The sequence below is a fragment of the Faecalibacter macacae genome (assembly GCF_003687725.1).
Lineage (GTDB): Bacteria > Bacteroidota > Bacteroidia > Flavobacteriales > Weeksellaceae > Empedobacter > Empedobacter macacae.
In genome coordinates this window covers 199,204-212,842 of record NZ_RDOJ01000004.1, presented here as the reverse complement: position 1 = coordinate 212,842, position 13,639 = coordinate 199,204, and the positions used below count along the sequence as shown (strand labels likewise).

Annotated in this window: 15 protein-coding genes and 1 tRNA gene; 8 read left to right on the top strand and 8 right to left on the bottom strand. The window is 31.1% G+C overall.

The window, feature by feature from the left end; all coding sequences use genetic code 11:
• Positions 1-61: 61 nt before the first annotated feature.
• Positions 62-1,366 carry a mechanosensitive ion channel family protein gene (locus EAH69_RS04845; protein ID WP_121934056.1) on the bottom strand — a complete coding sequence of 435 codons (1,305 nt, stop codon included), beginning with the start codon at positions 1,364-1,366 and terminating at the stop codon, positions 62-64.
• A 134-nt stretch (positions 1,367-1,500) separates the two neighbouring features.
• Here EAH69_RS04845 and zupT point away from each other — a divergent pair, with 134 nt between their 5' ends.
• On the top strand, positions 1,501-2,319 hold the full coding sequence (zupT, locus tag EAH69_RS04840) for a zinc transporter ZupT (RefSeq protein WP_121934055.1): 819 nt from the start codon (positions 1,501-1,503) through the stop codon (positions 2,317-2,319).
• A gap of 69 nt (positions 2,320-2,388) precedes the next feature.
• On the opposite strand, the gene EAH69_RS04835 is transcribed toward zupT, so the two are convergent.
• Together EAH69_RS04835 and EAH69_RS04830 are read right to left on the bottom strand one after the other, a co-directional pair.
• Positions 2,389-2,468 (bottom strand) — tRNA-Leu (locus EAH69_RS04835).
• 53 nt (positions 2,469-2,521) lie between these two features.
• Entirely contained in the window at positions 2,522-3,304 is a 783-nt protein-coding gene (locus tag EAH69_RS04830) for an MBL fold metallo-hydrolase (protein WP_121934054.1), read from the bottom strand.
• A 39-nt stretch (positions 3,305-3,343) separates the two neighbouring features.
• Here EAH69_RS04830 and EAH69_RS04825 point away from each other — a divergent pair, with 39 nt between their 5' ends.
• Positions 3,344-4,786, top strand: coding sequence for a TonB-dependent receptor (locus tag EAH69_RS04825; protein ID WP_121934053.1), 1,443 nt, complete (start codon positions 3,344-3,346; stop codon positions 4,784-4,786).
• A 45-nt stretch (positions 4,787-4,831) separates the two neighbouring features.
• Positions 4,832-5,047, top strand: coding sequence for a hypothetical protein (locus tag EAH69_RS04820; protein ID WP_147439088.1), 216 nt, complete (start codon positions 4,832-4,834; stop codon positions 5,045-5,047).
• A 58-nt stretch (positions 5,048-5,105) separates the two neighbouring features.
• Here the strand turns inward: EAH69_RS04820 and recA are convergent, their stop codons facing one another.
• Both recA and bcp read right to left on the bottom strand, forming a co-directional pair.
• The gene (recA, locus tag EAH69_RS04815; protein ID WP_121934051.1) at positions 5,106-6,155 is read right to left on the bottom strand and encodes a recombinase RecA; all 1,050 of its coding nucleotides are present in this window, start codon (positions 6,153-6,155) and stop codon (positions 5,106-5,108) included.
• A 13-nt stretch (positions 6,156-6,168) separates the two neighbouring features.
• On the bottom strand, positions 6,169-6,618 hold the full coding sequence (gene bcp, locus EAH69_RS04810; protein ID WP_121934050.1) for a thioredoxin-dependent thiol peroxidase: 450 nt from the start codon (positions 6,616-6,618) through the stop codon (positions 6,169-6,171).
• Between the two features lie 478 nt (positions 6,619-7,096).
• On the opposite strand from bcp, the gene nth reads away from it, so the two are divergent.
• Both nth and EAH69_RS04800 read left to right on the top strand, forming a co-directional pair.
• Entirely contained in the window at positions 7,097-7,732 is a 636-nt protein-coding gene (nth, locus tag EAH69_RS04805; protein WP_121934049.1) for an endonuclease III, read from the top strand.
• The gene (locus EAH69_RS04800) at positions 7,719-8,564 is read left to right on the top strand and encodes an alpha/beta hydrolase family protein (RefSeq protein WP_121934048.1); all 846 of its coding nucleotides are present in this window, start codon (positions 7,719-7,721) and stop codon (positions 8,562-8,564) included. Before nth ends, EAH69_RS04800 begins: the two co-directional genes overlap by 14 nt.
• Positions 8,565-8,600: 36 nt before the next feature.
• Here the strand turns inward: EAH69_RS04800 and EAH69_RS04795 are convergent, their stop codons facing one another.
• The gene (locus tag EAH69_RS04795; protein ID WP_121934047.1) at positions 8,601-9,050 is read right to left on the bottom strand and encodes a lipocalin-like domain-containing protein; all 450 of its coding nucleotides are present in this window, start codon (positions 9,048-9,050) and stop codon (positions 8,601-8,603) included.
• A gap of 103 nt (positions 9,051-9,153) precedes the next feature.
• Here EAH69_RS04795 and EAH69_RS14105 point away from each other — a divergent pair, with 103 nt between their 5' ends.
• Together EAH69_RS14105 and EAH69_RS04785 are read left to right on the top strand one after the other, a co-directional pair.
• Complete coding sequence (locus EAH69_RS14105) at positions 9,154-9,348, top strand: serine aminopeptidase domain-containing protein (protein WP_121934046.1); 195 nt, start codon at positions 9,154-9,156, stop codon at positions 9,346-9,348.
• Positions 9,349-9,561: 213 nt separating this feature from the next.
• Complete coding sequence (locus tag EAH69_RS04785; protein ID WP_121934045.1) at positions 9,562-9,891, top strand: hypothetical protein; 330 nt, start codon at positions 9,562-9,564, stop codon at positions 9,889-9,891.
• A gap of 33 nt (positions 9,892-9,924) precedes the next feature.
• Here EAH69_RS04785 and EAH69_RS04780 read toward each other — a convergent pair whose 3' ends face one another.
• The gene (locus EAH69_RS04780) at positions 9,925-12,060 is read right to left on the bottom strand and encodes a TonB-dependent receptor (protein WP_121934044.1); all 2,136 of its coding nucleotides are present in this window, start codon (positions 12,058-12,060) and stop codon (positions 9,925-9,927) included.
• A 266-nt stretch (positions 12,061-12,326) separates the two neighbouring features.
• On the opposite strand from EAH69_RS04780, the gene EAH69_RS04775 reads away from it, so the two are divergent.
• Positions 12,327-12,641: a GNAT family N-acetyltransferase gene (locus EAH69_RS04775; RefSeq protein ID WP_121934043.1), complete on the top strand. Its 315-nt coding sequence runs from the start codon at positions 12,327-12,329 to the stop codon at positions 12,639-12,641.
• 40 nt (positions 12,642-12,681) lie between these two features.
• On the opposite strand, the gene EAH69_RS04770 is transcribed toward EAH69_RS04775, so the two are convergent.
• Positions 12,682-13,584, bottom strand: a complete 903-nt coding sequence (locus EAH69_RS04770) for an endonuclease/exonuclease/phosphatase family protein (RefSeq protein ID WP_230466704.1) — start codon at positions 13,582-13,584, stop codon at positions 12,682-12,684.
• Positions 13,585-13,639: the final 55 nt, after the last annotated feature.

The following is a 13,639-nucleotide window of genomic DNA, read 5'->3' as shown; positions in this document are numbered from 1 at the left end:
TTTTACTTTTCTTGCCATAAAAAATGCCCCCAAAAGTGTCTAACTTTTTGGGGGCAGTGTATTATGAATCAGCTTTTTTTGTTTTTATAGAATGAATTAACTCTCTTACATCATCTGATGCTGGTAATTCGAAAATTTCTAAATGGAAATAAGGAACTACTGCAAAAATATGATCGAAAATATCTCCCATTATTGTTTCAAACTCTGCCCAAACTGTCGTGTTTGTAAACATAAATAATTCAATCGGCACTCCATGTTCAGTTGCTTGCATTTGACGAACAATGAAATGAAAATCTTTATGAATATTTGGATTTCTGTATGTGTATTCTTTAATATATTCTCTAAACAAACCAATATTCGTCATTCGTCGCCCATTTACTTTCACAGTCGGATCTACGATACTTTGTTCATTAAACTTTTTTATTTCTTCTGAACGGGCTTCGATATATGGTTTTAAAATTTGAATCTTTTTTAATTCTTCAATTTCATTTTCTTCTAAAAATCGAATCGATGACATTTTAATATTCAAACTTCGTTTAATACGACGTCCTCCTGCATTTTGCATTCCGCGGTAGTTCTTAAACGAATCAGAAATCAAAGCATAAGTCGGTATCGTAGTAATTGTTTTATCAAAATTCTGAACTTTTACAGTGCTTAAATTGATCTGAATTACATGCCCATCAGCTCCATATTTTGTCATTTCAATCCAATCTCCTACTCTAACCATATCGTTAGAAGAAACTTGTATACTTGCAACAAAACCTAAAATAGAATCTTTAAAAACCAACATTAAAATCGCTGATGCTGCTCCTAAAGAAACCAAAAACGATTTTGGAGATTCGCCTGTAACAATAGAGTAAATTAATATCCCGCTGATACTATATAAAATGATACTCGCTACTTGTACGTAACTGTCTAATGGTTTATCAACAAACGCAGATTTCGTTTTTAATAAATCACGAAATGCTCTTAATATATTCTGAATCAACAGACATACCGTTAAAATTAAAGCTACATCAGTTACTTTTAAAGCGATGTTAACCCAATTCGGAAAACCTGTAAAAATTAAAGGAATTGCACCTTTTGCAATAAAAATTGGAACAACATGAGTTAAATATTGTAATACTTTATTCTTAATTAATAAATCATCTAATTGTGATTTACTTTTATTAATAAAATCTGTTACTAATAACAATAGTACTTTTCTTAAAAGAAAATCTACTGCATATAAAACTCCAAATAATGCAATTGATAATAAAATTGAATTTACTAAATAGGTATTATAATCTGATAATCCTAAAGTAGAAACCATTTGTAAAGACCAATTGTATAAATCGCTTTGTAAGCTTTGATCAAATATCTCCATTTTCACTTTCTAAGCTGACAAAAATAAACATATATATAAAATATTGTCCATGATTAATAATATGTTGGGTTATTTTTAAGAAAAAATCGAGTCAATTTATTCATATTTAATGTAATTTCTAATAAATTTGTTCAATGAATCTAACATTTAATTTGGATGAAAATTTTTACTACGCCTTTGGTTTAACTGTTCTTGCAGGATTATGTACAGGACTGGGTGGACTTTTGTCTTTATTATACCGAAAGTTTAATCCAAAATTCTTAGGAATTATGCTTGGATTATCTGCAGGAGTAATGTTATACGTTTCATTCATCGAAATTTTCAACAAAGCAAAAATTGCTTTAATCTTCGAATTTGGCGAAAAATTAGGTTACATCTATACAGTTATAGGATTCTTCGCCGGAATGTTATCCATTATTTTGATTGATAAATTAATTCCATCACATAATAATGACCATGATGAGTGTGATTCTGATACAACAATCAAAGGAAATCAAAATCAGAAATTATTACGATTAGGTGTTTTTTCTGCTATAGCATTAGCAATTCATAACTTCCCTGAAGGATTAGCAACTTTTATGAGTGCTATTAAAGATCCAACCTACGGAATTTCCATTGCTTTTGCAGTTGCTGTACATAATATTCCTGAAGGTATCGCAGTTGCAATTCCGATATATTACGCTACAAAATCTAGAAATAAAGCTTTCTGGTACTCGTTCCTTTCCGGATTAGCAGAGCCAGTTGGTGCATTAATAGGATATTTTATTTTAATGCAATTTTTTGATGATTCAGCCTTCGGAATAGTCTTCTCTGCTGTAGCAGGAATCATGGTTTATATTTCTTTGAACGAATTAATACCGACTGCACGCGAATACGCAGGCCAACGATTAACTATGATTGGTGTAATTGTAGGAATGATGATTATGGCAATAAGTTTATTGCTTTTTCTATAAAATGTTGTAGTAGTGATGCAAATAAAATAACAAACCCTTATAAACACTAAGCTTATAAGGGTTTTTCTGTACCTGGAGCGGGAATCGAACCCGCACTCCGAAGAACACGAGTTTGAGTCGTGCGCGTCTACCAATTCCGCCATCCAGGCGTCGGAGTTATGGTGCAAATATAACGTTGGATAAATTACTTTACCAAATGTTTTTATAAATTAATTTCTAAAGTATCGTAAGCCAGCTCCATTCCTAACGGAAGTTCTTGATTTACTTCTTCATGAAATCCCATGTAATGCGAAATATGAGTAAAATAAGTCTTTCTTGCACCTATTTTTTTAGCGTATTCAACTGCATCTGCTAATAAAATATGAGAAAAATGTTCAACTTCTTTTCTTAAAGCACTAATCACTAACACTTCTACACCTTTTAAAAGTTCGATAGATTCTTCCGGAATCGTTTTAACATCTGTTAAATAAGCAAATTTTCCGTCGATTACATATCCTAAAATTGGTAATGTGCCATGATATAAATGTATTGGCTGAATTTCAAAATCATAAATTTTAAACGGTTCCATTTTTATTGGATTTTCAATAACCGTAGGCACTCCTGGATATTTATTTTCCTGAAACATGTAATTGAAACGTAAATGCAGTTCATTCAACACTCGTTCTAATCCATAAACAGGCATATCTTTTCCAGATTTAAAAACTAAAGGTCTAATATCATCTAATCCTAAAACATGATCAGTATGCTCGTGAGTAAATAAAATCCCGTCCAATCTTTGTGCTTTTGCACGCAACATTTGCTGTCTAAAGTCCGGGCCACAATCTATCGTTAACACCTTATCGCCCTTCTCTAATAGGATTGAAGCTCTTAGACGCTTATCTTTCGGATTATCAGACAAACACACCGGATGATCACTTCCTATAATTGGAATACCTTGTGAAGTTCCAGTCCCTAAAAAATGTATTTTTAATTTTGATTTAGCCATAATTCTTTGGTAAATTTACTGCAAACAATTGATTTTTTTATGGCTTTACAACAAGTTCTTACTCCAAAACAAAAGGCTTTAGATATAAATCTTAATCCGAAAATATATGGTTCGTTCGCAGAGATTGGTGCAGGACAAGAAACAGTTCGTTTCTTTTATCGTGCAGGAGCTGCTTCGGGTACTGTTGCAAAGGCAATGAGCGCGTATGATAAAGAAATGTCTGATTCTATCTATGGTATAGAAGAAAACAAACGTTACGTTACTCAAGCGCGTTTAAAAAAGATGTTAGACCACGAAATTGACTTAATGAGAGAACGCCTTACACAAGATAATTATAAGGATAAAGCGTTTTTTACTTATGCCAATACTGTAACCACTATTGATTACTCTAAAAAAAATGAAGGACATGGTTGGGTTGGAATTCGTTTTAAACTAAATGTTGAAGACGAAAAAGCGAACGAAATTATTCTTCATGTAAAATTCAAAGAAAATTCAGCTCAATTACAACAAGAAACTCTTGGAGTATTAGGCGTGAATTTAATTTACGGAGCGTATAATTATTACGACAATCCACGCACATTAATTAACTCTTTATATGATACTTTAGATAAAGATCAGTTAGAGATTGATATGATTAACTTTCGTGGACCTCAGTTTAAATATGTTGATAACCGATTAATGTCATTACAATTGGTTAAAAATGGAATGACTGATGTAGTGGTTTTCAATTCAGAAGGAAAAAACATCTTACCTGCCGATTTATTATACAAGAAAAACATTTTTGCTATCCGAGGTTCGTTCCGTCCTTTTATGAATGTCAACATGGATATGTTTGAAGGAGGATTAGAAGTTTTTAATCAAGAAGAAGGAGTTTCTAAAGATAATACAGAAATTTTATTTGAAATTACACTTTCTAATCTGATGGCTTCTGGGAAAGAAGGACAATTAAACGAACGTGATTTCTTGGATCGCGCCGATATTATTGGAAAATTAGGATATAATGTTATTATTTCTAACTTTTCTGAATATTACAAACTAACCGATTACTTCACGAAGTTTACTCGTAATAAAACCAAAATTGGTTTAGCTATGGGAGTAAATAATTTGTTAGAAATTTTCAACGAGCAGTATTACGAAAAACTTCCGGGTGGAATTATGGAAGCTTTCGGTAAATTATTTAAGAAAGATGTAAAGATTTATTTATATCCATATTTAGACAAAGAAAAAGATATTCTTTTAACGTCTAAAAACCTTAAAGTTTCAGATAACTTACACGAGCTATATAAATATTTCCTATATAATGGTAGAATTGAAGATATTTTAAATTACAACAAAGATTATTTACATTCATATTCTCGTAAGATATTAGAGAAAATTGCACTTGCTGAATCTGGTTGGGAATCTGAATGTCCGGAAGGTGTTGCTGATCTAATCAAAGAACGTGGCATGTTTGGTTATCGTTTAAAATATATTTTAGAGTAAGTGAAATTTTTAAATCAAAAAGTGATTCTAAAAACTTTTTTAGGTTTGAAAAATCCTGAAAATGTAACAGAAGATTCTAAAAATAATTATTGGATATTAATTGGGGAAAGAGGACAAATTATCGAAGAAAATAATGAATATTTTCCGAATCGAGTTTTAGTTCAATTTGAAATAAATCTTGATGATTTAAATCTATATAACCATAATCCTATTAAAAATACACTTTGGATTTTAATCTCTGATTTAGAAATTAACTTATAAAAAAAGCCTTTCCAATTGGAAAGGCTTTTTCAGTCATTATATAAAAATTCTAATCGAATTAGTCTTCTAATAAATCAGCTGGATCATCAACAGAAACTTCTCCTGTAACTGGTTCACCTTGAATTAAAGCAACAATTTTCGCTTCAATTTCTTCACATAATTCTGGATTATCTTTTAATAATTCTTTTACAGCATCACGACCTTGTCCTAATTTGCTGTCGTTGTAAGAATACCAAGAACCAGATTTATTTACGATTCCTTTTTCAACACCCATATCTAAAACCTCACCTACTTTAGAGATCCCTTCACCATACATAATGTCAAATTCTGCTTGGCGGAAAGGTGGAGCAACTTTATTTTTAACAACCTTCACTTTCGAGTGGTTACCAATAACTTCGTCACCATTTTTGATTTGAGTTGAACGACGAATATCAATACGAACAGACGCATAGAATTTTAACGCGTTACCACCTGTTGTAGTTTCAGGATTTCCGAACATTACTCCAATTTTTTCACGTAATTGGTTTATGAAAATCGCTGTACATTTCGTTTTATTGATTGTTCCTGTTAATTTACGTAAAGCTTGAGACATTAAACGGGCTTGCAATCCCATACGAGAGTCACCCATTTCACCTTCAATCTCAGCTTTTGGCGTTAAAGCAGCAACCGAGTCGATTACGATAATATCTATAGCACCAGAACGGATTAAGTTATCAGCTATCTCTAATGCTTGCTCCCCATTATCTGGTTGAGAAATAATTAAGTTTTCTACATCAACACCTAATTTTGCCGCATAAAAACGGTCAAAAGCGTGCTCTGCATCAATAAAAGCAGCGATACCTCCAGCTTTCTGAGCTTCGGCAATAGCATGTAAAGTTAAAGTCGTTTTACCCGAAGATTCTGGTCCGTAAATTTCAATTACACGACCTCTTGGATATCCACCAACTCCTAAAGCTAAATTTAATCCTAAAGATCCAGAAGGAATAACTTCGATTTTATCATCAACCGCAGAATCTCCCATACGCATTACAGTTCCTTTCCCGTATGCTTTATCCATCTTATCTAAGATAAGTTGAAGCGCTTTCTTTTTGTTATCTAAATCGCTCATTATATTATTTCTTTTATTTTTCTAAAATTTGTTTTGCGTGTTCTTTTGTTTTTACTTTTTCAATCACATCTGTAATTGTCCCTTCTTCATTAATGATAAAAGTTGTACGATGGATTCCATCAAACTCTTTTCCCATAAATTTTTTAGGTCCCCAAACGCCAAAAGCATTTAAAATATCGTGATTTTCATCGGCCAATAAAGGAAAAGGCAGTTCGTATTTATCTGCAAATTTCTTTTGTCTTGCAACCGAATCAGCACTTACTCCAACCAATTCATACCCTTTTGCTTTTAAAACCGATTCGTTATCTCTTAAATCACAAGCTTCGTTGATACAACCAGGAGTACTTGCTTTTGGATAAAAGAAAACTACTAATTTTTTTCCTGCATAATCTTTATAAGAAACTGTGTTCTCATTTTGATCAATTCCCTGAAAATCTGGAACCTTATCTCCTACTTTTAACATCTAATTTCGTTTATGAACTTCTCGTAAAAATAAGGATTTAATCTTAATTCTAAATTTGATTAATTGATTATTCCATTATTTCTATTACAAATTTAGGATTCAATAACGACAAATAACGTCGCTAAATATTTAAAGCAATTATTTTTAAATAAATTAGTTAAGAAATAAACAAATTATCCTTCGATAGAATCAAGATACAATATAAGTTTACATAAAATAAAACTTAAATGTCATTCTGAAATAAAAAATAATGAAAAGAAGAATCTTTTTCAATCTAAAACTTCTCAAGCTGAATTTATTTCAGCTTCTCATTACACAAAATGTGATCCTGAAACGAGTTCAGGATGAGCTTTATTAAATTATTGAGCACTAATATCTCGAAGTAACAAATCCTATCCAACAATCAACATTATAAATTAAACCTTATTCAAAGTCTAAAATTGATTCTTTATTTTTACGAAAAGATTTTAATCTTATGATGTTAAAGAAAGAACGCATCCAATACGTAATCGACGAATTGGAAAAATTATATCCTGTCCCTCCTATTCCGTTGGATCATCAAGACGCATTTACCTTATTAATTGCGGTTTTGTTATCAGCCCAAACTACTGATAAAAAAGTGAATGAAGTAACACCTGAATTGTTCGCTAAAGCCGCTAATGCAAAAGCAATGGCGCGATTAGAAGTGGATGAAATCAAATATTACATTCGCCAGATCGGTTTATCGAATACCAAAGCGAAAAACATCAAAAAATTAGCTGAAATTTTAGTTGAACAATACGATGGTGAAGTTCCGGAAGGTTTCGAAGAATTAGAAGCTTTACCAGGAGTTGGGCACAAAACTGCTTCGGTAGTGATGTCGCAATGGTTTGGTCATCCTGCTTTTCCGGTCGATACACATATTTTCCGTTTATTACGCTTATGGAAATTAAGCAACGGAAAAACCGTAGAATTGGTTGAAAAAGATGCGAAAAAAATCTTCCCAAAAGAATTATGGAATAAATTACACATCCAAATTATCTATTACGGAAGAGAATTTTCTCCAGCGCGCGCATGGAGTTTAGAAAAAGATTTTATCACACGAAATATGTTTCAGAAAAATGATTCAAAGTAAAAATAATATATACCAAGGAAGTCGTGAACGAAAATCGGTTTACGATGTTTTTTATGAAGATAATGGCATCAAAAAACCAGTAATAATCTTCTCGCACGGTTTTAAAGGTTTTAAAGATCACGGATGTTTTGATTTGATGGCGAAATATTGGGCAGAAAAAAACTTTGCTTTCATCAAATTCAATTTTTCTTATAATGGAGGAACAGTTGAAGAACCAATTGATTTTCCTGATTTAAATGCATTTGGCGAAAATAATTATACGACTGAATTAGATGATTTAGATATCATTATTTCGAAAACAAATAATGGTGAATTAATTCCTTTAGATGAAATTGATACGGATGAAATTTATTTAATGGGACATTCTCGCGGTGGTGGAATTACAATTTTAAAAGGATTAGAAGATAATCGTGTGAAGAAGTTTGTTTCATTAGGTGCGATTTGCGACATGAATCGTTTCAAATATCCACAACCAGCATTGGATCATTGGAAAAATGAAGGTGTGCATTATTTTGAAAACACGCGTACCAAACAAATGATGCCGTTGTTTTATCAGTTTTATCAAAATTATATCGACAATGAAGAACGATTAAGTATCGAAAAAAATATTAAAAATTTGGATAAACCTTATTTATGTATTCACGGTTCGACAGACGAAACCGTTCCGATGAATGAAGCTTTATTGATTAAAAGTTGGAACGAAAATGTAGAATTGTATTTGATAGAAAATGCAAATCATGCATTTGGATCGGCACACCCTTGGAATCAAGATGAGATGCCAGAAGATTTCCAAGTGGCAATGGATAATGCTTTAGCATTTTTCAGAAAATAAAAAATTAAAGCCTTTCAATTTTGAAAGGCTTTAATTTTAATTTTGTTTTTCTAAAATTTGATAACTAATCGTGTTTGCTATCTTTTCGAAAAATTTATCCTTATCAACCACTTTTTCTTTTAAATAAGTTTCAAAAGTGATTGTATTATCCGCATTTATTTTAACAACTTCTTCTTGATGAATATAATCATCAATATAAAATTGAATACGATTTTCTACAATTCTCCAATATGTTAATCGAGGTTCGGTTGGAATACAATTTCCGTCAGAACCTTCTGTATAATTATAGATCGCATAGCTATTACCCCAAATGGTAAAATTTCTCAACAATCGGCAATTGTCAAAATCTTTACTAATTTTCTTACCGTCTTCATAAAATCCTGCATCTTTTAACTTCCAAAAACCAACTAACTGTTCTGGTTTCAATTGTTGTCCAAATCCAATAGAAGATAAAAGGATAAATGAACTAAATAATATTTTTTTCATAGATTGAATTAGTTATTAAAATTAATTATATAATTTGTAATAAATCAATTCGATGAGAAATTTAACAATTGAAACTTCTGATCAATTCGTCATTCATACATAAATTTTTGGTGAAAATAATGCGACAAAAAAACTCATTGTAATTTCATCTGCAATAGGCGTTAAACAATCTTTTTATTCGAAATATGCCACGTATTTAGCGAATAAAGGTTATTTGGTTTTCACCTACGATTATAGAGGAATTGGAGAGTCTATTCCTCATAAAATGAACGAAATTAAAGCACGTTTTACGTATTAGGCTGACAAAGATTTCATGGCCATCACGCAATACATAGAAGAATTTTATCCAACACACGAAAAATACTTAATGGATATTCGCCAGCACAAGTTTTTAATCGAATGATTATTCAACAAATCAAATAATCAAAATTTTTACTATTTTTATACAATCGTTGCATTAGCAACTTGAAACCGCCCTTTTTATGGTTATTTTTCATCTCAAAAAGTTGGTATGGGTGAGCCAATTCCTTTGGGGATTGCCAGTGATTGGCGTAAATTAATCTTACGTGAAGGCTCTATCAATCGCTATGCAGACGAAACCCAAAATTTCTTTGAAGAAATCACTCAACCTGTTTTTATCATTAGTTTTGATGATTATTTTATGGCAACTCCAAAAGCAGTTGATTTATTTGCTCAACTTACATTAACAAAAGCAAAAAAGAAACGATTAAATATTATTCCGAAAGATTACGGTTTACAATCGATTGGCCACATGGATTTTTTCCGTGATAAAAATAAAGACATTCTTTGGTCTATTCCTTTAGAATTTATCGAAGCATAAAAAAAGCGTTGCAATAGCAACGCTTTTTGTTTTTTATAATCGGATTGTAATTCCTCCTAAAACATTAATTCCGGCTTGCGGAAAATAATAAGGACCTTCATAATAATACCCGTTCGATTCGTATTCAACATCAAAAATATTATTGATTAAAAGTGAAAATTCTAACTTTTTTAGATTAAACCAATTTGGCGCATATCGTACCAAAACATCCGAAACTAAATAATCAGAAAGTTTCCCATCCGTCGGTTCAGTATTCGATAAATACTGTTCACCAACATATTTATTCGTTAAGTTAATCAATAAATTCTTTGTCGGATGAACTTCTAAACCAAAAGAAGAAATTACATCGGGAGATAACGCAATCGAGGTTTTTCCGTGATTAATCACTCCACCATTTACCCAATCTTCTTCCGTAAAGTTTTTGTTTTTATTTTGGGATAACGTCACATTTCCAAATACGGTGAATTTTGATGGCATCAATTGATAAGATGCATCCAACTCAATCCCTCGACGATAACTTTCACCTGAATTTTCTCTGATTGACGTACCAACATCATTTACACGACCTGTTGGTACCAATTGATTACGATAATTCATGTAATATAAATTCGCACTCAAAGAAAAACGTCCAGATTTACGATAACCTAATTCATAATCTTGTAAAAATTCAGCTTTCGGTTCGTTTCCAATATTTTCATAATCTGCACGCAAAGGTTCTCTTTGAGAAATTCCGTACGATGCATAAAAAATATTATTCGAATTTAATTTAAAATTTAAACCAGCTTTTGGATTCACGAAATTATGAGTTGCAGAAAACGGTCTAAAATCATCATCTAAATTCTCACCATTTGGAAGATATTTCGCATCATAATCAACATATCTATATTGTAAATCTCCAAAAAACTCGAAGTTATTTAATTGATATAAAACTTTCGCATAAGCTGATAATTGCTTTTTAATCGATTGATTATTATAATATTTGAAAGACGAATCTTGCCATTCATAACCTTTCATCCAAATAACATGACCAAAATGATCTCCATCGTATTGATTCGCTGATAAGCCAAAGAAAACTTTAAAATCGTTTAAATTTTGATTTTCAACTTCTAAATTAAAACCGTAAAAATCGTTGTTTAACCATTTCTGACGAACTAAATCTGTACGAGAAAAAGGTAAATGAGAAATATTATATTTGGACAAACGATCATCTTGTTTATAATCTTCGTAAAAACCTTTTCCTTTGGTATAGTGCATCGTCAAATTCGATTTCCAATGATTCGAATAATCTTGCATCCAAGATAAATAGTAATGATTCTGTTGATAATCGTCTACTTGATTATCATAATAACCGACAACTTCCGACCAATCTTCGTTATAAATTGCTCCCGCCGAATTAAATGTTCGATTATTTCTCATCGTTTCACCATCAATTCCGTTCCATGCCTGATAAGTTGTTTCTTTTCCGTACATATTCTGAAAACGAAACTTCGTTTTCGAATTTAATTCGTACAAAGCAGTTACATCATACGATATTAAATCTGCCCAAGCACGATCTATGTAACCTTCAGAATCTATTTTTGAGAAACGCCCATCAATCGATAGTTTATTGTTTAAAATTTTCCCAGTTCCTGCCTGGATTGTATATTTCTGCGTATTGAAACTTCCAAAAGATAAATTTGCTTCGGCATATGGATCTTTTGAAGGATTTTGAGTTTCTATATTAACACTTGCTCCGAAAGATGCCATTCCGTTAGATGAAGTTCCTACTCCACGCTGCACAATAATAGAGCTTGAAGATGATGCTAAATCGGGCATATTAACCCAAAATACACCTTGAGATTCTGCATTATTTAATGGAATTCCGTTTAACGTAACATTGATTGAAGATTCATTTAATCCACGAACACGAATTGTTGAATATCCAATTCCAGAACCTGTATCTGAAGACATTAATACTGAAGTTGCTGAATTTAATAATGTTGGAATATCTTGACCTAAATTCTTTTTTTGAAGAATTTTACTAGATATTTTTTCAACTGTAATAGGAAGTTTCTCTGTAATTGAAACTTCTTGAAGATTGATTTCTTCTTGATTCGAAATCGAATCAATAGTTTGTGCATTCAAAATTGAAGCACCTAATAAAGACAATAAAATAATCGACCTTTTCATAAAATTGTTTAAAATATTATGAAAGGAGCCATCTTACACTTTTAAAATTTAACGCGCGAATGTAATTTGGTGAAGTACCAGTCCCTTAGCAGCATTACCTGCCCAGGTTCTTTGGGTATAATCTCAGCCTTAATAAATTAAAGCACCCCTTTCGATTTGAAATTCAAAGGTAAGATTTGTTTTTAAAAAAACAATTGAAAATCATAAACATAAAAATTATATAGAATTATAGATTTTAACTAACTTAATACTGTAAATTAAAGACAATAGAAATAAAATATACACAGACTATAAATGATGGACAATTCACAATTTATGATGAAGAAGAAATCGTTGGATATGTAAAATATGAATGGGCAAAAAATGGAAACATTGATGCTAAAGCGACATTTATTGATGAAAAATATCGTGGACAAAATCTTGGAGAAGTTTTAGTTGATGAATTAATTGAATTTGCGGAGCAAAATGATGTGTTAATCTTTCCTGTTTGTCCGTATATCATTCATTACTTCAAAAAACATCCAGATTTAGAATATTTATTAGATGAAGAATATTTAGAATCTTTAAAAGAAGATGAATAAAATAAAAAGCGCTTCTCATAAAATGAGAAGCGCTTTTTATTTAAATTTTCAATTCGGCTACTATAGGGAAGTGATCCGATTGTATATCTTTTCCTCTATAAAAGTTTGTTACTCCAATATTTTTAGAAACCCAACATTGGTCAATATTTGTACGAAGTATCGGAATAAATGCGTTCCAAGAATTTTGCAATCCAAAACCAGTTCGTGCATCTTTTAATTTATCAGATTGTAATAATTTAAAATTTGGAGAATATGTTGTCGAATTAAAATCACCAATAAAAATGATATTCTCATTCGTCATCGCATCAATTTCTTCTTTCATCAATTTATATTGTTTATTACGACGTTCAAACCTAGCTTGATTTGGTAAAGGAGGAACTGGATGCGTCATCAAAATAGAAACTGGTTTTCCGTTTACTTTCAATTCACCAATCAATGACGGATGCATTTCATCGATATAATTTTTTGTAATTACGGTATCAAAAGGAATTTTCGAATAAACTGCAATCCCGAAATTATTACTTCTTGGTTCTTCTTTATAATAAGGATATTCTTTTCGGATAAATTCTACATGTTTCTGCCATGATGGTGTTAATTCTTGTAGAACAATCACATCAGCAGTTTCCTCTTTCAAGTAATTTTGTAGGTGCTGAAATTCTTCATTCTGAGAAAAAATATTAATCGAAATGATTTTAAAATTTTCTTTTTCTCCTTTAGCATTCTCTCCTAAATAATAATGACCCATTTCATTGTAGACCACATAAGGAATAATTACAAATGGAATTAAGAATAAAATCGACTTATTCTTCTGCTTTCTGATTAAGTAATTATATAAAATTAAAATGAAAAAAGCGATAATCAACGCATATATAGAATAATGCACCAACATATCAAATACAAAGTATTGATAAAAACTTTTACTTGTTAAGTAAATTCCTACCATAAATAGGAACAAATATTTCGTACATTTTGTTAACATCTCGTCAATATATTTTTTC

Bases quoted from the DNA above. Each gene is read 5' to 3' on its own strand.
- EAH69_RS04800 (WP_121934048.1), top strand. From the start codon at position 7,719: ATGATTCAAAGTAAAAATAATATATACCAAGGAAGTCGTGAACGAAAA.
- EAH69_RS04845 (WP_121934056.1), bottom strand. From the start codon at position 1,366: ATGGAGATATTTGATCAAAGCTTACAAAGCGATTTATACAATTGGTCT.
- EAH69_RS04770 (WP_230466704.1), bottom strand. From the start codon at position 13,584: ATGGTAGGAATTTACTTAACAAGTAAAAGTTTTTATCAATACTTTGTA.
- EAH69_RS04825 (WP_121934053.1), top strand. From the start codon at position 3,344: ATGGCTTTACAACAAGTTCTTACTCCAAAACAAAAGGCTTTAGATATA.
- nth (WP_121934049.1), top strand. From the start codon at position 7,097: ATGTTAAAGAAAGAACGCATCCAATACGTAATCGACGAATTGGAAAAA.
- EAH69_RS04830 (WP_121934054.1), bottom strand. From the start codon at position 3,304: ATGGCTAAATCAAAATTAAAAATACATTTTTTAGGGACTGGAACTTCA.
- zupT (WP_121934055.1), top strand. From the start codon at position 1,501: ATGAATCTAACATTTAATTTGGATGAAAATTTTTACTACGCCTTTGGT.
- EAH69_RS04780 (WP_121934044.1), bottom strand. From the start codon at position 12,060: ATGAAAAGGTCGATTATTTTATTGTCTTTATTAGGTGCTTCAATTTTG.
- bcp (WP_121934050.1), bottom strand. From the start codon at position 6,618: ATGTTAAAAGTAGGAGATAAGGTTCCAGATTTTCAGGGAATTGATCAA.
- EAH69_RS04785 (WP_121934045.1), top strand. From the start codon at position 9,562: ATGGGTGAGCCAATTCCTTTGGGGATTGCCAGTGATTGGCGTAAATTA.
- EAH69_RS04795 (WP_121934047.1), bottom strand. From the start codon at position 9,050: ATGAAAAAAATATTATTTAGTTCATTTATCCTTTTATCTTCTATTGGA.
- recA (WP_121934051.1), bottom strand. From the start codon at position 6,155: ATGAGCGATTTAGATAACAAAAAGAAAGCGCTTCAACTTATCTTAGAT.